Source organism: Mycolicibacterium sp. CBM1, from assembly GCF_054073305.1.
In genome coordinates, this window is record NZ_JBSXPP010000027.1 from 18,995 (window position 1) to 38,113 (window position 19,119).

Here is a 19,119-nt window from a genome sequence, read left to right on the forward strand (position 1 = left end):
TCCGCATCAACCTCGTTTCGGCTGTGCGGTCCGGGCTTCCAGTGTGCGTCGGTGGCGAAATCCAGGCTGGATTCCCGCCGTGAACGCACAGTCGACGCCAGGACCGCACTGCCGATCAGCCTCAGTCGGTTAGGCCCTGGGCTGCCCACCGCGCAGATACACGGTCGTGGTGTGGGTGAAGAACTCCCGCGCGGCGGTGCCCTGTTCTTTGGGGCCCAGGCCGCTCTTCTTGGCGCCGCCGAACGGCACGTGCGGGTCCGCGCCCGCCGATTCTGAGTTGATGTGCAGCACGCCGACGTCGAGGTGCTCGACGGCGTGCAGCGCCCGGGTGACGTCCTGAGTGAAAACTGCGGCGGACAAGCCGAACTCGCTGTCATTGGCCAGTGCGAACGCCTCGTCGGCGTCGGTGGCCCGGCGCACCGCAACCACCGGTCCGAACAGCTCGTCGGTCCAGACGTCGGCTGGGCCGGTCAGTTCGATGACGGTGGGTGCGACGAAGAAGCCCTCGGCCAGGATGCCTTTGAAGTAGGGCTGCCCGCCGGTCAGTACCTCACCGCCTTGGTTGATGGCCGCGCCGATTCCGCCGTAGATGCCGCGTTGGGCGGTGCCGCTGATGACCGGCCCCATCTGCGTCGCCTCGTCGGTGGGGTCGCCGACGGCCAGTGCATCCGCCCGCTCCGACAGCGCGGTGAGGAACCGGTCGGCGATGCCCTCGGTCACGATCAATCGCGATGTCGCCGTGCACTTCTGGCCGGTGGACCGGAAAGCGCCGAGCATCACCTGCTCGAGCGCGAGGTCGACGTCGGCGTCGTCGAGCACGACGGCGGCGTTCTTGCCGCCCATCTCGGCCTGGACCGGGACACCGCGGGCGGCGGCCGCCGCGGCGATCTGGCGGCCTACTCGAGTCGACCCGGTGAAGCTGACCGCGTCGACGCCGGGATGGCCGACCACCGCGTCGCCGATCGCCGCCTCGCCGACGACGAGGTTCAGCACGCCCGGGGGCAGGCCGGCCGTGCTCAACGCGTCGGCGAGCCGCATCGCCAGCAGCGGAACGGTACTGGCCGGTTTCCACACCACGGTGTTGCCGTACACCAGCGCCGGGGCGATCTTCCAGGCGGGGATGGCGATCGGGAAGTTGAACGGTGTGATGACCGCGACCACGCCGACCGGCTTGCGGGTCACCAGGATCTGTTCTCCGGCGCGCGGGGAGGCGAAGATCTCACCGGATTGCCGGTCGCCCTCGTTGCCGTAGTAGCGCAGGATCTGTGCGGCCCGCCGGACCTCGCCGATGCCCTCGGCTTTGGTCTTGCCCTCCTCGCTGGCCAGTTCCAGGCCCCAGTCCTCGGCGTTGCGATCCACGATCGCCGCGGCGTCGAGCAGCACCGCGCCGCGCTGGTGGATCGGCATGGCCGTCCAGGATCTTCGTGCCTCACAGGCAGCCGCCACCGCGCGGTCGACATCCGACACCGTTGCCGAGCCACCCTCGGCGACAAGGACTTCCGGACGCGTGGGATTCACGCTGGAAATCGTGTCGCCGCTGCCCGCACACCACACCCCGGCGATCAGCTGCCGGAGTTCGACGGTCCCTGCCATCTCAGCGGAACGCGGCTTGACCGGTCAGGGCCCGCCCGATCGACAGCAGATGCATCTCGGAGGTGCCCTCGTAGGTCAACACCGATTCGAGGTTGTTGGCGTGGCGCAGCGGCGAATACTCCAGGGTGATCCCACTGCCGCCCAACAGGGTTCGGCACTCGCGGGCGATGGCCAGGGCTTCGCGGACGTTGTTGAGCTTGCCCAGGCTGATTTGCTCCGGACTGGCGCCCTCGGCGTCCTTGATCCGGCCGAGATGGATCGCGAGCAGCATGCCCTTGCCGAGCTCGAGGGTCATGTTCGCCAGCTTCTCCTGGGTGAGCTGGAAGCTCGACAGTGGGCGGTCGAACACGTCACGCGATTGTGTGTAGGAGATCGCGGTCTCCAGGCTGTCGCGTGCCGCGCCCAATGCGCCGAACACGATGCCGAAGCGTGCCTCGTTGAGGCAGGACAACGGGGCACCGAGACCCCTCGCCTCCGGCAGCTGGGCCGAGGCGGGCAGTCGCACGTTGTCCAGCACCAGTTCGGAGGTCACCGACGCCCGCAGCGAGAGCTTCTTGTGGATGACATTCGCGGTGAAACCGGGAGTGTCGGTGGGCACCAAGAACCCGCGCACACCGTCGTCGGTCTGTGCCCACACCGTGGCCACATCGGCCAGATTGCCGTTGGTGATCCACATCTTGGTGCCGTTGAGCACCCAGTCGCTGCCGTCGCGGCGGGCCCGCGTGCGCATGCCTGCCGGATTGGAACCGAAGTCGGGCTCGGTGAGCCCGAAGCACCCGATGGCCTCACCAGCGGCCAACCGCGGCAGCCACTCGTTCTTCTGTTCCTCGGAGCCGTAGCGGTAGATCGAGAACATCGACAGCGAACCCTGCACCGAGACGAAGCTGCGGAATCCGCTGTCGCCGGCTTCGAGCTCGAGGCACGCCAGGCCGTAGCTGACGGCATTGGTGCCCGCGCATCCGTACCCGTGCAGGTGCATGCCGAGCACCCCGAGCTCGCCGAACTCCTTGGCGAGTTCTTTAGGCAGCGTGGCTGATTCGAACCAATCCTCGACGTTCGGGCGTAGCCGCGTTTCGACGAATTTGCGGACGGTGGCCGCGATGTCGCGTTCGTCGGTGTCGAGCAGCCGGTCGGTGTCGAACAACTCCAGCGGGCTGCGGGTGGTCGATCCGGCGGTGTCCTTCTTGGGCGGTGCTGCGGCGGTGCTCATGGTCATCCGATCCGGATCAGCTTCTTGTTCACGAATTCGTCGATGCCGAATCGGCCCAGTTCGCGGCCGAAGCCGGAGCGCTTCACCCCGCCGAACGGCAGCTCGACCCCGTCGGCACCAACGACGTTGACGAACACCATGCCGGCGTCGATCTTGTCGGCCACCCGTTTGGCCTGCTCGATGTCGGTGGTGAAGACGTAGGAACCGAGGCCGAAGGGGATGTCGTTGGCCAGTTCGACGGCCTCTTCCTCCGAGCCCACCTTGAAGACCATGGCGACCGGGCCGAAGAGCTCTTCGCGGTAGGTAGCCGAGTCGGGGGAGACCTCGGTCAGCACGCCCGGCGGGAAGTGGGCGCCGTTGCGCTCACCGGCGGACACCAGCTTGGCGCCGTCGGACACCGCGCGATTGATCTGCTCGGCCAGCCGTTCGGCCGCGCTCAGCGACGACAGCGGGGCCAGCCCGTCCGCGGCCTCGAGCACCTTCTTGGTGAACTTGTCCAGGAAGTCGTCGTAGAGGTCGGCGGCGACGATGAACCGCTTGGCGGCGTTGCAGGCCTGCCCGGTGTTCTCGAACCTACCCGCCATCGCCGCCTCGACGGTGGCGTCCAGATCGTCGCTGGAGAGCAGGATGAACGGATCGGAACCGCCCAGCTCGAGCACCACCTTCTTGAGGTTGCGGCCCGCGATCTCGGCGACGGCGGCACCGGCGCGTTCGGATCCGGTCAGCGAGACGCCCTGCACCCGCGGGTCGGCAATAGCTGCCGCGATCTGCTCGTTGGTGGCGTAGACGTTGACGTACGCGCCCTCGGGGAAGCCGGCGTCGTCGAAGATGGCCTGGATGGCCTCGGCGGACTCCGGGCACTGCGGCGCGTGCTTGAGCACGATGGTGTTGCCCAGGGTCAGGTTCGGCCCGGCGAAGCGTGCGACCTGGTAGTACGGGTAGTTCCACGGCATGATGCCCAGCAGCACGCCCACCGGGCCGCGCTTGATCACCGCGCTGCCTTCGCCGTCGAGCAGGTCGATCGGCTCGTCGGCGAGGAACTTCTCGGCGTTGTCGGCGTAGTACTCGTAGATCGCGGCGCTGAAGTCGACCTCGCCGAGGGCCTGGTCGATCGGCTTACCCATCTCGCGGTTGATGATCTCGGCCAGCTTGTCGCGCCGCTCGGTGTGCAGGGCCGCGACACGCCTGATCAGGTCCGCCCGCTGCGCCACCGTCGACGTCTTCGACCATTCGCGGTAGGCCTTGGCGGCAGCGGCCAGCGCCTGCTCGATCTGCTCGTCGGTCGCGGTCGGATACTCCCGCACGACATCACCGGTCTTCGGGTCGACCACTGCGTACAGACTCATGTTCCGTCCCTGTGTTTAGTAGTGTAAAACTTACCGAAGTTATATACCGCTAAACTTTAGCGGCGCAAGGCCCCGCGGGTAATCGACTGTGAAGGTGAGGTGTCCGCATGACACAGGACATGTCACCGGACGCGACCGCCGACGCGGAGATCTTCGCCGGTGTCGACGGCTGGATGAGCCGGCTAGGTCCTAAGCTGCGCGCTCTGCGCAAGGATCGCGAGCTGACGCTGGAGGCGGTCGCCGACCGGGCCGGCCTGACCAAGGGGTTCCTGAGCCTGGTCGAACGCGGTCAGACCACGATCTCGGTGCCCAACCTGCTGCGGGTGTGCGAAATCCTCGGCGTCTCAGTCGGTTCGCTGTTCGACTACCCGGATTCGCCGGTGGTCCGCGGCGGTGGTGGGGCGCCAGTCGAGATGGGCGGCAGCGGAATCCGCGAGTACCTGCTGACCCCGGAGAACGAACGCAATCTGCAGGTGATGCGTTCGGTCTTGCGCCCGGGTGGCGGCACCGGCGGGGCCTATACCCTGGATTCGCAGACCATCTTCGTCTTCGTCATCCGCGGCTGCCTTCGCCTGACCGTCGACGGTCAGGAGTCGGTGCTCAAAGCGGGCGACTGCTATACGTTCTCGGCCAAAGCGGTGCACTCCTGGGACAACCCCGGCGAGGACGACAGTGAAGTGTTGTGGTCGATCGTGCCGCCGATCCCACGGAATTCCGGCCCGAATCGGGCCTGAACGTGCTGTACTGGCGCGATCGCACGTCTGGGGAGGCATTGGGGTGAAGAAGTCAGCAGAAGGCAAGAAGCGTATGGCCGGTGACGACACTGGCGCCGTGGATCAGCGCGTGCGGGTCTATGTCGACACCGATGACCAATCGCGCGGTGTCATCGTCGAGGACTTCGGCGATCTCGCCGGCCAGGCCGTCGACCTCGGTGACACCCACATCGCGGACGCGGCGCGGCGCTGGGCGGTCCTATTGGACGACGGCACCCTTGTTTTCGTCGACAGCCACCAGATAGCGCCCGAGTAGTCGAGCGGCTTCCCCGGCATCGCGCGCCGCACGCAGCACCGTCCGGTCGGGCCGGATGATGGCCGCCCCGGCGTGCCCCCGCCGCAACCACGTCGCCAGCGTGCTGCCGGGCTGCGCCACGTGAACCACGGCGCCGAAGCGTTCGATCTCCCTCTGCTCCGCCGCCAGGGGTGCCCGGGCCGTCACCACGGCGAAGTCGTTGCCCAGAAGGTCGTCGAGTCGGTGTCCACCCGGCACGGCTGCATTCGGGCACAGTGTTCCCCCGAGGCGCGGTCCCCCGAGGCACGGTCCACCAAGACCGCCGCGCGACCAGCGTGGCCGATGCACCAACGCCGACCGGTGCAACGGGGGCGTCCGGGAGTCGACCACGCGCTGGCGAAGTCCGGGTAACAGGTGCATCCGCGGTACGGCGATGCGGCGCAGAAGATTGCCGACCTCACCGCCCGCGGTCATGGCCCGCCCCACCATGAGGGCGAGGTTGATCATCTTGTGTGCGTGGGGTTTTCGCTCATGCTCGTAGGTCTCCAACGCCGCCGGAGTCAGGGTCCCGTTGATCACGCCGGCGAGCTTCCAGGCCAGGTTCATCGCGTCGCGCAGACCCGCGCCCATACCCTGGCCGACGAACGGTGGGGTCAGGTGTGCTGCGTCGCCGAGTAGGAAGGTGTTGGCGAATCGCCATCGATCGGCGAGCTGCGCCCGGAAGGTGTACTCCGTGACGCGGATCAATTCGAGATCGTCGCAGCGCACTCGCGCGGTCCACGGCGCGATCAGTGGCCCTAGCGCATCGAGGGAGTCGTAGTCGTCGGCGGATTCCCCTGGCAGCAGCCGGAATTCCCATCGGTAGCGCACGTCGCCGATCTGCATAAAGGTGCCCGCGCGGTGCGGGTCGCACAATTGGTGCACGCCGGACCACTGCTCGAGGTCTGCCGTCGTGGCCACGTCGACGACGAGCCAGCGTTGGTCGAAGCGTAAGTCCCGCATGGCCGATCCGATACGGGAGCGCACCAGACTGTTGGCTCCGTCGCAGCCGAGGACGTAGTCCGCCTCGATGACGTATTCGCGGCCGTCGTTGCGGTCGGTATAGGTGATGCGGGCGCGGCCTGCGCCGACTTGGGCAACGTCGTTCACCTCCACATTGCCGCGGAACGTGACCTGCGGGTGCCGGGTGAGGTTGGCCCGCAACAGCGCCTCGAACTGGGGCTGGTCGAACATGTTCGCCTCGGGGTAGCCGTGCCGGGACTGCGTGGGGTCCCGGTGGAACTCGGCCAGCACCGCCATCTGGGGGTCCAGTAGTCGCAGTCCCAAGGCCGGCCGCGAGATCGCGGCGAACTCCTCGGCAAGCCCGAGGCGATGAACGATCCGGAACACCTCGTCGTCAAGATGCACCGCACGCGGCTGCGGATAGACCTGGGCGTAGCGATCGAGCACCAGGCTGGGCACGCCGTACTGCGCCAGTAGGGTTGCCGCGGTGATCCCCGTCGGTCCGGCACCGATGATGACGACCGCAGGTTCTATCGACTCCATGTCCCTCCTCAACTGGTGACGAAATCGTCACATGCGACGTAAACGTCAGTCAAGATGTAAGTGAGGAAATCATCAGTTGTGAACCCGTAAGATCTGCGCAGCCGAGAACACGACGTTGGGGGACCCCGTGACCGATGAAGGCGAAGCGCCGACCAATCGCCTCGAGCGCCGTAAGCAGCGCACGCGGATGGCGCTGATCAAGGCGGCCCAGGCAATGATCGCCGAGGGCAGGGCGAACGTGCCGGTGCTGGAGATCACCCAGGCCGCTGATGTCGGCATGGGCTCGTTCTACAACCACTTCGACAGCAAGGAGCAGCTGTTCGAGGCCGCCATCAGCGACGTTCTCGACATGCATGGAGCCGCCCTGGATCGCCTTACCGCCGACATCGAGGATCCGGCCGCCGTCTTCGCCTGCAGTTTTCGGCTCACGGGCAGGTTCTTCCGGGAACGCCCGCAGGAGAGCCGCATCCTGCTGGCCAACTGGGGCGCGCTGTTGTCCTCGGATCGCGGCCTGGCGCCGCGTGCCATGCGCGACATCAAAGCCGCACTTGCCGCCGGGCGTTTCCACGTCCAGGACCCGGAGCTGACGCTCTCGGTGGCGGCCGGCGCACTGGTGGGCATGGGGCATCTGCTGCACGCGCAGCCCCAGCGTGATGCCGGAGCGACCGCTGACGCGGTCACCCAGGACGTACTACGCCTGCTCGGGATGTCCGCCGAGGAGGCGCTTGAGGTCTGCACCCAGCCACTGCCGGACGGCGCGTTTCAGCCGTAGGTCACCGTCATCCGCTGGGTGCCGAGGTCGATGGCGCCGTCGTCGGTGCGCACCGACGCCTCGATGACGTCACCGTCGGCGAGGTACTTGGGGTTGGCGGCTTGACGTTTGAAGAACGCCTTCCACTTCACCGCCGGCGGCAGCAGCGCGCCGATCATCTCGACGGGTTTTGGGGGTGCGCTGAGCGCGGTACCAACGGGTGTCCCGGTGAGGATCAGGTCGCCGGCGGCGAGATCCTGGAAGCGGGCCAGCGATTGGAGCGCTTCGAGCGGCCGGTACAGCATGTCGCCGGCGACGACCGCATTCTGGCGCTCTTGGCCGTTGACCGAAAGCCGCAGCCGCAGATCGCCGAAACGGGCGAGCTCGGTGTCGTCGAGCAGCACCAGCGCCGGGCCGACGGGGGTGAACGTCGGGTAGGACTTGGCCTCGTAGAACTGGGTCTGCGGCAGTTGGATGTCGCGCGCCGAGACGTCGTTGGTCACGACCAACCCAGCGACGTAGTCGCCGAGCCTGGACCCGGAGATCGTCGTGCCCGCTTCGATGTCCCGCCCGATCACCAGTCCGATCTCGACCTCGTAGTCGAGGAACTTCACGTGCGGTGGCTTGACCACCGGTGCAAACGGTCCGCTGATCGACGCCGACGACTTGCGGAAGAAGGTCAGCGGGATGGTCGTGGGGTCCATCCCGGAGTCGCGGACATGAGAGGCGAAGTTGGTCATCTGCGCGACGACCCGGCAGGGCCTGGTCACCGGGGACAGCAGATCCAGGCTTTCCACGGCGACGGTGCCGGTGCTGCTCGTCGCGTCATCGACGGCACGGCGGTCGGCAAGGAGTTCGGCGGTGCTGCGTGCCGAGGTGGCGATCTTGGCTGCACCGGTAGGGGTGGTGACCCACCACGCGTCGGCGGTACGGAGGACGGAAATGCTCATGAGGTGGCAACTTTCAGCAGGCCGATTAGGCGTTTGACGTCGAACTCGTTGTCTTCGCGCACGGCTCTCAGTATCGAAAGCGCTTCGTGGCGAGCGTGTTTGGGGCTCGTTCCGAGGAAGTCGCCGGATGCGGGTGGTCCCCACTGGGCCAGTCCGGACGCGGTGAACGGCGCCCAACCCGGCTCGAGGGTGTTGTCGAACAGATCGCCATCGGCGTAGTGCTCCACCAGGAAGCCGTCCGGATCGCGCCAGTAGTCGAACAATTGGCTGCCCTGGATATGCCTGCCGATACCCCACGACCGGAAATAGCCGCGCTCGAGCAGGAATTCCCCGCCGGCCGCCAACGCGTCGAGATCACTGACCTGATAGGCCGAGTGCACATATCGGTTGGCCGGCCCGAGCGCCATCGCCAGCGTGTGGTGATCAGCCGGCGTGGACCCGAGATCGCAGCGGATGAAGCTCATGGTCGGCCCGCGGTCACGCTGGCCGCGGAAGTACAGGAAATCGCTGACGATCATGCCCAGGTTGTCCAGATACCAGTCCAGCGCTTCGCGGTAGCGGGTGGATTGGAGCACGATATGTCCCAGGCGCTGGACGACGGCTGGTGCCCGGGGCGGCCGCTGGGCGGTGTTGGTCCGGGGGCTGTGATGCCCGAAGTTGAAGACGTGCGGGGGCTGCGTGGGCAGCTCGGGCAGCCGATGGAGCCCGGCGACCACCTTCACCGGGATCCCGCTGGGGTCGGTCAGCTCGACGGCGATACCGCCGAGCGATTCCGGCAGGGCGCGGGCTGTGGTGTCGTGGGCGGATGCGAGGCGATGTACGTCGATGCCGTCCTGGGCTGAGAAGGCCAGTCCGCGGAACCGGCTGGCCGGCCCGCGCCGCACCAGCAGGCAGGGCGCCCCCGCGTCGGCTCCCCGCAGGTGCAGTTCGTCGGCGGTCCGGGCCGTCGTCTGGAACCCGAATGCCTGCGCGAAGGTCTCGGCGGCGGCGAGGTCGGGTTTTTCGAACTCCAGCCAGGCCAGGCCGCCCACCTTGATCACCGGGTTGCTCGAGCGGCCCGGATGCTCGCCGCGCAGTGCGCCCTGCTCGCTGTGCAAGTCGCCGTGTGCGGACACGATCTTGCTCATGGCACCCTCCTGGCTTACTGTATGACGAAATCGTCACATACGACGGAATGCTCAGTCAAGGTGACCGGGGGCACGGCATGGGCCGATAGGGACGGATCGCGCAGGGCTGGTCGACAACATCATCCGGCGCCATCAGCGGCTGCCGCTGAAACTGGTTGCGGCCTAACCGAACAGCCGGCGGCGCTGGGCGGCGGGCACTCGGCGAGACGCATACGGCCACGGATTGTTGCGCTCCGGAACCGATTGTGCCCGAACTTCTTTCAGCTCCATCCTCAACAGCTGCCGGAGCTCGTGCAGGTCGGGATCGGCCCAGCGGTTGACGGCTTCGATCGGGTCGTCACTGAGGTCGTAGAGCTCCCACTGGTCGTCGAGCGGGCTGGTCCGGTAGGCCTCGCCGCCGCGGCCGTTCGCGGCCAGGTGCCGCACGCCCGGCTCGGTCCAGGTCGCCGGGTCGTCGAACGTGCGCACGAGCTTCCACAGCCGGCCGTCCACTCGCATGACCAGTCCCTCGAAGTTCGAGGCGGTATGCGCGGGAATCCGGATCCGAAGCGGTGCAGGGGGATTCGTGGTGCGCTTGAGCGCACGTGCCAACCCCGACGCGCCGGTGTCCCCCTCGAGCATGTTGTCGCGGGTCATGATGTACACCGCGCGTTCCTGGTCGTCGGGCGCGCCGTCGACCAGGGCCATCAGATCCCGTCCCGGCAGCGGGTGTACTTCTGAGAATGATTCGGACAATGTCGCGGCGACCGCCTGCACGTCGATGCCGGCGGCGCCGAGCAGCGTCGGCACCAGATCGACGTGTGATGTGGGTGATTCGACCACCCGCGGTTCGGTGACCTGGTCGCCGACTCTGGCGATCAGGAACGGCACCCGGGTGGCCTCGTCGTAGAGGTTGAACCACTTCTGGTGTAGTCCGCCGTGCGCACCGAGCAGGTCGCCGTGGTCGGAGGTGCGCACCAATACCGCGCTCGAACCGGCCTCGGTGACGGCCCGGCGTACCCGGTCGATCGGCCCGTCCACCTCCGCGTGCAGCCGGTAGTACAGGTCGCGGTAGCGCTGTGCGCCGCGATCGTAGACCTGCTGGATCGCCGCGGCGGGACCGTACCCGGAGTAGTAGGCCTCCCGGAACGCGATCTGGGCCGCCGGCTTGGTCCGCAGATCCTCTTGCGCGGTGGGTGCCGCCGGGACCGGCGGCGGATCCAGCGGCGAGGGGTCGAGCGGACTGCGCGCGGCCCACGTCGGGAACAGCACGATGTCGTGTGGGTTGACGAAGCTGGCGACCAGCAGGAAGGGGCGCAGCGCCGCGGGATCCCCCGCCCGCCGGCGCGCGTAGCGGTCCTCGAGCCAGGCCACCACCCGGTCGGCGATCAGCGGGTCACGCCGGAATCCGCTGTTGGCCAGCCCCGAGCCGTGCGGCTCGGGCCCCACCCAACCGGAGAAGCCGAAATCCGCCAACGGGTCGGCCGCCAGATAGCGCTGCACGGCGGCGGGATCGACGACCCCCTCGTCGTCGTTGGTGGCCAGCGGGCGGCCAGTCTCGGGATCGGTGAGATCGGCATGGGAGATATGCCACTTGCCGTCGTAGTGGGTGTCGTAACCCGCGGCTCGAAACCAGTTGCCCAGCGTGGGCACTTCACCGCGGCGCAGCCAGCGCATGCGGGAGTCGTCGTAGACCTTGCCGATACCGTCGGTCTGGGTGACGCCGTGCAGGTCGGGGTACTGGCCGGTGAAGATCGTCGGCCGGCTTGGGACGCACGCCAGCGACCCGGTGTAGTGCCGGCCGAAGCTGACGCCGTTCTCCTCGAACCACCGGCGGCCACTGAGAACCCGGTGGCGCCAGGCACGTACGTCATCGGCTTCGTACGGTGGAGCGGCACGTTCCTCGTCGGTCATGACGATGACGATGTCGGGGCGATCGGACGGACGATCAGACACGGGAACTCTCCACTCTTCTCGCCAGGCCGGCGAGCATCGCGTCGGACTGCTTGGCCATGAACCGGCACACTGCGCGCTCGACCAGCGCGGCCAGCGGATTGCCGCCGACCCGCACCGCGCTGGTCACAGTGACCGCTGTGTAGCCGGACGTGACGGGGACCAGCGTCCAGCGGTTCGACGCGCCGAGCCGGCGGGGCAGCCCCTCGATGGCGTAACCGAGCGTGGTGGGGGGCTCGAAGTCGGTGATCCGCTCCACCAGGGTGTCGCGTCCCACCTGCACACGACGCGTCGTCCCGATCCCGGGCTCGGCGCCATGCTGCAGAAGACACGAATGGTCCACGTTGTCGGCCCAGGAGCCGATCGCGCCGAAATCGGCCAGCACGGCCCAAATCGCCTGCGGCTCGGCCGCTATCGTGCGCGTTCGGCGAATGTCGGACATCGGGTCATTCAACCTCATGGGGGACGCGGTGTCAGGGTGGTGCGCAAACGCACCAACGGAGGCGCCCTACTTAGGGTCACCTAATGTAGGTTGCGTTGTCATCTGGTTCGACTGGCTGGGTGAGGACGTGTCATGACATCTCCATGGTTCGCAGTACCCCCCGAGGTGCACTCGGCGCTGTTGTCCACCGGGCCGGGCCCGGCTTCCCTGCTGGCTGCGGCGCAGGCCTGGCGCGGTCTGGCGGTGGAGTACGACGCTGCGGCCACGGAGCTGGGGAACCTGGTGGCGACGGTCTCGGCTACCTCGTGGGAGGGGGCCAGCGCCACCCTGTTCGCCGCCGCTCACCTGCCGTACCTCGCCTGGCTCGGCGAAGCCTCGGCCGACGCGCTCGCCGCCGCGGCCCGGCACGAGACCGCTGCCGCGGCCTACGCGACGGCGCTGGCCGCCATGCCCACGCTGCCGGAACTCGCGGCCAACCACGCGGTGCACGGTGCACTCCTGGCCACCAATTTCCTTGGTATCAACAGCATTCCGATCGCGTTGAACGAGGCGGACTACGCCCGGATGTGGGTCCAGGCCGCCACGACTATGACCACTTACCAGTCGGTCGCCCAGACGGTCGCCGTACCGGCGGCCGCGAGCACTTCGGCCCCCAGCATCGTGACCGCCGAAGCGACGGCCGAGGAGGGGGAAACGCTGAGCATTCCCAAGCGGATCATCAAAGCTATCCAGGAGTTCTTCGTCGATCTGCGGGACCTGGCCCAGGATCTGCCTCAGCCTTGGCGCGACATGGTCACGCAGGTACTCGACTCGATCATCAACTTCGTCGACGGCACGTTTTTCTACTACCTCGCCTACGGGGTCATCGACACCACCATCTACCTCGGTCCGTTCACCCCGGTGCTCAGCCCCTTCCTGGCGCCGGCCGGGCTCGCGGGGCTGGCGGCCCTCGGCTATGCACAACCCGCTCAAGACGCACCGGCCGAGGAACCGGCGGCGGTCGCCACGGCTCCGGAGACGCTGATCGCGGCCGGGGCGGCGCCCCTGCCGGTGAGCACGGCCCCGGCGGCCGGCGCTACCGCGGGCTCGGCGCCTGCGCCCGCACCCTCGACCACCGCCCCAGCGCCGGCCCCGGCGCCGGCCAGCGCGCTGTTCTATGCAGTTGCCGGGCCGGACGGTGAGGGGTTCACCCCCACCGCCGGTGCGACGTCGTCGGCCGCCGCGGCGGCTGCTGCCGCTGTGGCGGCAGCCGAACTGGCGCGGACCGGCAATGTGGCGCATGCGAGCCGAACGGCCAAGCGCCGCCAGGGCTCTCGGCAATACCGCGTGGAGTATCTGGCCGATAACGGGCGGATGACGATGACAACGCCCGCCGGCGACCCGGACCCGCCGCCCACCAGGTCGGTGGCGGGCGTCGGGGAACGCGGCCTGGGCACTTTGGGGGCCAGGGGGCTCGCGCGCCGTGACTCCGACGGTCTGGACGGCATGACCGTCGATCGTGCTCGGGTGCCGATGCTGCCGCAAACCTGGGTGCAGGGTGGGGACTCGGCCGATCCGGAGGAGCCACGGCCGGCGACCTGACGTTTGCCGCCGTGAGGGAGGTCTCGACAGCGGGGTTGGGTGCTGCTAACTTCCCCGATAATTAGTTTAGGCAAACCTAAGGAGTCTGTCGGCGGTCGGCCGGCGCGATGCCCATGAACACGCGATACCCATGAACAACGGGGCTGTTACCACCATGACCCCTGCGCGGCCCGACGCGGAGCTGGTCAGCCGATTCGCCAGTTGCTGCAAGGCCCTGGGCCTGCCGGTCTACGGCCGGCGCCGGCCGGCCGACCTGGTCGCGGCACGCCGAGGGTTTGCCGAGCTGACCCGAATCGCCCACGAGCAGTGCGACGCGTGGACGGGTCTGGCGGCATCAGGGGAGACCACCCCAGCGGTGCTGGCTGCGGTCGCCCGGACCGCGCCGACCAGTGGCATCCTGCAGCGGCGCAGCGAACTTCCGCCGCGTGCGCTGGGATTCGACTACGACAGCGGCTTGTACCTGCGTTTCCACGCCGCCGAGCCCGACGAGTTTCACCTCGCCCACGCGGCCGCCCTGGCCGTCGAGGGTGAATTCCACAGTGCCGCAAAGATCGTCGACGAGTTGCGGGAGTGTAGGCCCGAATGGGATGAAGCACGCTGGGTCGACGCGGCGTTGCGCTCGCGTGCGCAACGCTGGCACGACGTCGTGAAGCTGTTGACTCCGGTGGTTGTCGATCCGGCGTTGGACCCGACCTTCGCCCACGCGGCCAAGATCGCGCTCGGCGTGGCGCTGGCCCGCCTCGGCATGTTCGCGCCCGCCCTGTCCTACCTCGAGGAGCCTGCCGGGCCGGTGCCGGTGGCCGCCGTCGACGGCGCCCTGGCCCGAGCGCTGGCCCTGCGTGCCTACGGCGAGCCGGACACCGCTACCGATGTCCTGCAGGAGCTCTACGCAGCCAACCCGGGCAACGACGACGTCGAACAGGCGTTGTCCGACCCGACATTCGGCATCGCCACCACCACCGCCGCGCGGATCGAAGCTCGAACAGATCCCTGGGATGTGGAAACCGAGCCCACCGCAGACGATTTCGTCGATCCCGAGTCACGCGAGCGCAAGGCTGCTCTGCTCGACGAGGCCGAACGCGAACTCGGCGAATTCATCGGCCTCGACGAAGTCAAGAACCAGGTTTCCAGATTGAAGAGCTCGGTCGCGATGGCGATCCGCCGCGAACAGCGCGGACTTGCCGTCGCCCAACGTGCCCATCACTTGGTGTTTGCCGGACCGCCGGGCACCGGCAAGACGACCATTGCCCGTGTCGTGGCCAAAATCTACTGCGGGCTCGGGCTGCTCAAGCGGGAGAATGTGCGCGAAGTCCACCGTGCTGACCTGATCGGTCAGCACATCGGCGAGACCGAGGCCAAGACCAACGCCGTCATCGACAGCGCACTGGACGGCGTGCTGTTCCTCGACGAGGCGTACGCATTGGTCGCCACCGGGGCCAAGAACGACTTCGGTCTGGTGGCTATCGACACCCTGCTCGCTCGGATGGAGAACGACCGGGACCGGCTGGTGGTCATCGTCGCCGGCTACCGCGCCGACCTCGACCGGTTCCTGGACACCAACGAAGGCCTGCGGTCGCGGTTCACCCGCAGCATCGACTTCCCGTCCTACTCGGCGGGTGAACTGGTCGAGATCGCTGCGGCCATGGCGGCCAAGCGGGACAGCATCTTTCACCCCGCTGCACTGCACGACCTCGAGGAACTGTTCGAGCAGCTGGCCGGGTCCACCACGCCCGACGCCACGGGTGTGGCCCGGCGCTGCCTCGACATCGCCGGTAACGGTCGGTTCGTCCGCAACGTCGTCGAACGCTCCGAAGAGGAGCGCGAGTTCCGGCTGGACCACACGGATCTGGTTGGTGCAGAAGACTTCACCGACACCCAACTCATGACCATCACCGCCGCCGACGTCCGCAGTTGTGTGGAGCCCCTGCTTCGCGGTCTGGGTCTGACGGTGCCGGCATGACCGCCGGGCCCGAACGCCGGCAGTTCTCGTCGCGGACGCCGGCAAACGACAACCCCGACCGGGTCAGCTACCGGCGGGGATTCATCACCCGCCACCAGGTGACGGGATGGCGTTTCGTCATGCGCCGCATCGCGTCCGGGCTCGCGCTGCACGACACCCGAATGCTGGTGGACCCGCTGCGAAGCCAGTCGCGGGCGGTCCTGACCGGCGTCCTGCTGGCAGTGACGGCGGTGATCGGTTGTCTGGTGTTCTCGGTGCTGCGACCGTCCGGAGCCGCGGGCAACGATCCCGTCCTGGCCGATCGGTCCACCGCCGCGCTGTACGTCCGGCTTGGCGACCGGTTGCATCCCGTGCTCAACCTCACCTCGGCACGGCTGGCGATCGGGCGCCCGGTCGATCCGACCACGGTCAGCGGCCAACAATTGGACAGCTTCGCCCGCGGCAATCTCATCGGCATACCCGGTGCACCGGAACGTATGGTGCAGAACACTTCCCGTGACGCCGCATGGACGGTGTGCGACGGCACCACCTCGGCGGCCGCCGCGGGGGTCACGGTACTCAGCGGGCCGGTGGACACCACCGGCGCGCGTGCCACCGTCCTGCCGCCCGACCGCGCTGTGCTCACCGCCACCGCCGAGGGCACCTGGCTGCTGTGGGACGGGCGCCGCAGCGCCATCGACCTCGGCGACCGTGCCGTCACCGACGCGCTGGGTCTGCCGGCCGCACCACCGGCGGCGCGTCCCATCGCGCCAGGTCTGTTCAACGCGATTCCGGAGGGCGCCGCTCTGCGGGTGCCGCAGATTCCCGGGGCGGGCTCGGCCCCGGCATTCACGCTGCCGGTCGCCGCGCCGGTCGGCGCGGTTGTGATCGCCTATCGCACCGAAGGCACACCGGCGTTCTACGCCGTTCTGCCCGACGGCCTGCAGCCCGTCACCCCGGTGCTGGCGGCGCTGTTGCGCAACGCCGATTCCTACGGGCTGGCGCAACCGCCTCGGCTGGACGCCGATGACGTCAGCCGGCTGCCGGTCTCGGCCTTGCTCGACGTATCGGCCTATCCGGCCGACCCGGTGAAGCTGGTCGACAGCGACGCCGCGCCGGTGACGTGTGCGTACTGGACCAAAACCCAAGGGGAGGCGAGAAGTTCGCTCACCCTGCTGAGCGGCTCGGTATTGCCGAGCGCCGACGGTCTGGCTGCGGTCGACCTCGTCGGCGGCACGGCGGCCGGCAGTGCCGACCGGGTGGCCCTACCGCCAGGACGCGGCTACTTCGTGCAGACGGTCGGCCAGCAGCCGACATCTCCGCCCGCCGGTTCGTTGTTCTGGATCTCCGACACCGGTGTTCGCTACGGCATCGGCGGCGACCGGGCATCGACCGAGAAGTCCGTCTCCGCGTTGGGTCTGCAGGAGCCCCCGGTGCCCATCCCGTGGTCGGTGCTCACGTTGTTCGCCCCCGGACCAGCTCTGTCCCAGACCGACGCACTCGTCGCCTACGACGCCGTCGGACCCGCACAACAGGAGGCTCGATGAGCAGGCTGATCTTCGAGGCCGGCAGGCGCCTGCCCGCCCCGAAGACCCAGAGGGGTGCGATCGTCATCGAGGCGCCCCCCGAACTGCCCCGCGTGGTGCCGCCCTCGCTGCTGCGCCGAGCGCTGCCCTACCTGATCGTCATCCTGATTGTCGGGATGATCGTCGCGATGGTCGCCACCGGCATGCGGCTCATCTCGCCGCAGACCCTATTCTTCCCGTTCGTCCTGCTGCTGGCCGCCACCGCGCTCTATCGGGGTTCGGACAACAAGATGCGCACCGAAGAGGTCGACGCCGAGCGAGCCGACTATCTGCGCTACCTGTCGACGGTCCGGGACAACGTCCGTGCCGCGGGTGCTTCGCAGCGGGCGGCGCTGCTGTGGTCACACCCCGACCCCGAGGTGCTGGCGACGATTCCCGGATCGCGACGGCAATGGGAGCGCGATCACCACGACAGCGACTTCCTGGTGGTTCGGGCAGGGCTGCACGACGTGCCGCTGGACACCGCATTGCGGGTTAAGGACACCGCCGAGGAGATCGACCTGGAGCCGGTGTCGCACAGCGCCCTACGCGCGCTGCTGAACGTGCACCGCACGGTGGCCGACACCCCCCGCGGTATCGACCTCAAGAGCGTTTCCCGCATCACGCTTGCCGGCGAGCCGAGCGAGGTCAGGGCCGTACTGCGGGCCTGGCTGGCTCAGGCGGTCACCTGGCACGACAGCGCTTCGCTCGGACTGGCACTGGCCAGCCCCGAGCTGGAATCGCCGGACTGGTCCTGGCTCAAGTGGCTGCCGCACACCGACATCGCCGGCCGGCTCGACGGTTGCGGTCCGGCCCGGCAACTTGCCGCCGACACCGACGACCTCGTCGTCTCCGTCGGTCCGATGCTGGCCGACCGTCCGCTGTTCGGTTCCGCTGCCGCCGAACCCAGCCGGCACCTGGTGATCGTCGTCGACGACCCGAACCACGCACCGCAGGATTCCGTGCTGGCGACCGCATTAGCCGGGGTGACGATCATCTACACCGCCGGACCGGAGACCGCACCCGGACCGGACGACTACCCGGACCCCGAACGGCCGCTGCTCCGGGTGACCGACGGCACGATCGAGCGCTGGGAGACGGGCGGCTGGCAACCGTATGTGGGGTGCGCCGACCGGATGACCGCCGCCGAAGCCGCCCATCTGGCCCGCCGGTTGGGGCGCTGGGACGCTGATCCGACCCATACCGGTCTGCGCTCGGCGGCCACCCATGGCGCGAGTTTCACATCCCTGCTCGGCATTGCGGATGCCTCTGTTCTCGACGTCCCCAGCTTGTGGGCACCCCGGCCACGCGAGCAGGAGCTGCGGGTGCCGATCGGCGTGACGGCCACCGGTGTCCCGATGTATTTCGACCTCAAGGACGAGGCCGAGGGTGGTATGGGGCCGCACGGCTTGATGATCGGCATGACCGGCTCGGGTAAGTCGCAGATGTTGATGTCGATCCTGCTGTCGCTGTTGACCACTCACTCGGCGGATCGGCTCATCGTCATCTACGTGGATTTCAAGGGGGAGGCCGGCGCCGATATTTTCCGGCATTTCCCGCAGGTCGTCGCGGTTATCTCGAACATGGCCGAGAAGAAGTCATTGGCCGACCGGTTCGCCGACACGCTGCGCGGTGAGGTCGCCCGCCGGGAGAACGTGCTGCGGGACGCCGGTCGCCGCGTGCAGGGCAGCGCCTTCAACTCGGTCACCGAATACGAGGCCGCACGGCCTGCCGCCGAAGCTGCTGGAATCGATCTTCCGCCGCTGCCGACGCTGTTCGTGGTTGCCGACGAGTTCACCCTGATGCTGGCCGAACATCCCGAGTACGCCGACCTGTTCGACTACGTCGCCCGCAAGGGGCGGTCGTTTCGGATCCACATCCTGTTCGCCTCGCAGACCCTCGACATCGGCCGGATCCGCGACATCGACAAGAACACCTCGTATCGCATCGGGCTGAAGGTGGCCAGTCCGGCGGCTTCCCGGCAGATCATCGGCGTCGAAGACGCCTATCACGTCGAATCAGGCAAGGAACACAAGGGCATCGGCTTTCTGGTACCCGCTCCCGGCGCCGCCCCGATCAAGTTCCGCAGCACCTACGTCGACGGCATCTACGACCCACCACGCCCGGTGA

15 protein-coding genes are annotated in these 19,119 nt (G+C 68.1%); 7 read left to right on the forward strand and 8 right to left on the reverse strand.

Annotated elements, in window-relative coordinates:
• Positions 1 to 129: 129 nt before the first annotated feature.
• Genes ACXDF8_RS25045 through ACXDF8_RS25055 form a run of 3 tightly spaced genes read right to left on the reverse strand, consistent with a single transcriptional unit; the run spans position 130 to position 4,149 of the window.
• The gene (locus ACXDF8_RS25045; protein WP_457225967.1) at positions 130 to 1,593 is read right to left on the reverse strand and encodes an aldehyde dehydrogenase family protein; all 1,464 of its coding nucleotides are present in this window, start codon (positions 1,591 to 1,593) and stop codon (positions 130 to 132) included.
• A gap of 1 nt (position 1,594) precedes the next feature.
• Entirely contained in the window at positions 1,595 to 2,803 is a 1,209-nt protein-coding gene (locus tag ACXDF8_RS25050) for an acyl-CoA dehydrogenase family protein (RefSeq protein WP_457225968.1), read from the reverse strand.
• Between the two features lie 2 nt (positions 2,804 to 2,805).
• Positions 2,806 to 4,149, reverse strand: coding sequence for an NAD-dependent succinate-semialdehyde dehydrogenase (locus ACXDF8_RS25055; protein WP_457225969.1), 1,344 nt, complete (start codon positions 4,147 to 4,149; stop codon positions 2,806 to 2,808).
• A 107-nt stretch (positions 4,150 to 4,256) separates the two neighbouring features.
• Between ACXDF8_RS25055 and ACXDF8_RS25060 the strand changes: the two genes are divergently transcribed.
• Both ACXDF8_RS25060 and ACXDF8_RS25065 read left to right on the forward strand, forming a co-directional pair.
• A complete protein-coding gene (locus ACXDF8_RS25060; protein WP_457225970.1) occupies positions 4,257 to 4,883 on the forward strand; it encodes a helix-turn-helix domain-containing protein in 627 nt (208 codons plus the stop codon).
• A gap of 43 nt (positions 4,884 to 4,926) precedes the next feature.
• Positions 4,927 to 5,178 carry a hypothetical protein gene (locus tag ACXDF8_RS25065; protein ID WP_457225971.1) on the forward strand — a complete coding sequence of 84 codons (252 nt, stop codon included), beginning with the start codon at positions 4,927 to 4,929 and terminating at the stop codon, positions 5,176 to 5,178.
• Here the strand turns inward: ACXDF8_RS25065 and mhpA are convergent.
• The gene (gene mhpA / locus ACXDF8_RS25070) at positions 5,122 to 6,702 is read right to left on the reverse strand and encodes a bifunctional 3-(3-hydroxy-phenyl)propionate/3-hydroxycinnamic acid hydroxylase MhpA (protein ID WP_457225972.1); all 1,581 of its coding nucleotides are present in this window, start codon (positions 6,700 to 6,702) and stop codon (positions 5,122 to 5,124) included. The two genes, ACXDF8_RS25065 and mhpA, sit on opposite strands and share 57 nt — an antisense overlap.
• Before the next feature lie 187 nt (positions 6,703 to 6,889).
• On the opposite strand from mhpA, the gene ACXDF8_RS25075 reads away from it, so the two are divergent.
• Positions 6,890 to 7,474: a TetR/AcrR family transcriptional regulator gene (locus tag ACXDF8_RS25075; RefSeq protein ID WP_457225981.1), complete on the forward strand. Its 585-nt coding sequence runs from the start codon at positions 6,890 to 6,892 to the stop codon at positions 7,472 to 7,474.
• Here ACXDF8_RS25075 and ACXDF8_RS25080 read toward each other — a convergent pair.
• The 4 genes from ACXDF8_RS25080 to ACXDF8_RS25095 form a co-directional block, all read right to left on the reverse strand.
• Positions 7,465 to 8,403 (reverse strand): fumarylacetoacetate hydrolase family protein, encoded by a 939-nt coding sequence (locus ACXDF8_RS25080; RefSeq protein ID WP_457225973.1) that lies wholly within the window; start codon positions 8,401 to 8,403, stop codon positions 7,465 to 7,467. The two genes, ACXDF8_RS25075 and ACXDF8_RS25080, sit on opposite strands and share 10 nt — an antisense overlap.
• Positions 8,400 to 9,530, reverse strand: a complete 1,131-nt coding sequence (locus ACXDF8_RS25085; protein WP_457225974.1) for a VOC family protein — start codon at positions 9,528 to 9,530, stop codon at positions 8,400 to 8,402. The genes ACXDF8_RS25080 and ACXDF8_RS25085 overlap by 4 nt, the downstream gene beginning before the upstream one ends.
• 162 nt (positions 9,531 to 9,692) lie before the next feature.
• On the reverse strand, positions 9,693 to 11,423 hold the full coding sequence (locus ACXDF8_RS25090; RefSeq protein WP_457225982.1) for a sulfatase-like hydrolase/transferase: 1,731 nt from the start codon (positions 11,421 to 11,423) through the stop codon (positions 9,693 to 9,695).
• A gap of 34 nt (positions 11,424 to 11,457) precedes the next feature.
• Positions 11,458 to 11,922: an SRPBCC family protein gene (locus tag ACXDF8_RS25095; RefSeq protein WP_457225975.1), complete on the reverse strand. Its 465-nt coding sequence runs from the start codon at positions 11,920 to 11,922 to the stop codon at positions 11,458 to 11,460.
• A gap of 114 nt (positions 11,923 to 12,036) precedes the next feature.
• Here ACXDF8_RS25095 and ACXDF8_RS25100 point away from each other — a divergent pair, with 114 nt between their 5' ends.
• The 4 genes from ACXDF8_RS25100 to eccCa all read left to right on the forward strand — a co-directional run.
• A complete protein-coding gene (locus tag ACXDF8_RS25100) occupies positions 12,037 to 13,485 on the forward strand; it encodes a PPE family protein (protein WP_457225976.1) in 1,449 nt (482 codons plus the stop codon).
• Between the two features lie 130 nt (positions 13,486 to 13,615).
• Complete coding sequence (gene eccA, locus ACXDF8_RS25105; protein ID WP_457225977.1) at positions 13,616 to 15,445, forward strand: type VII secretion AAA-ATPase EccA; 1,830 nt, start codon at positions 13,616 to 13,618, stop codon at positions 15,443 to 15,445.
• Positions 15,442 to 16,971, forward strand: coding sequence for a type VII secretion protein EccB (gene eccB, locus ACXDF8_RS25110; RefSeq protein WP_457225978.1), 1,530 nt, complete (start codon positions 15,442 to 15,444; stop codon positions 16,969 to 16,971). The genes eccA and eccB overlap by 4 nt, the downstream gene beginning before the upstream one ends.
• Positions 16,968 to 19,119: type VII secretion protein EccCa (gene eccCa / locus ACXDF8_RS25115; RefSeq protein ID WP_457225979.1), on the forward strand; the 2,152-nt coding region annotated here is incomplete at its 3' end. The genes eccB and eccCa, both read left to right, overlap by 4 nt.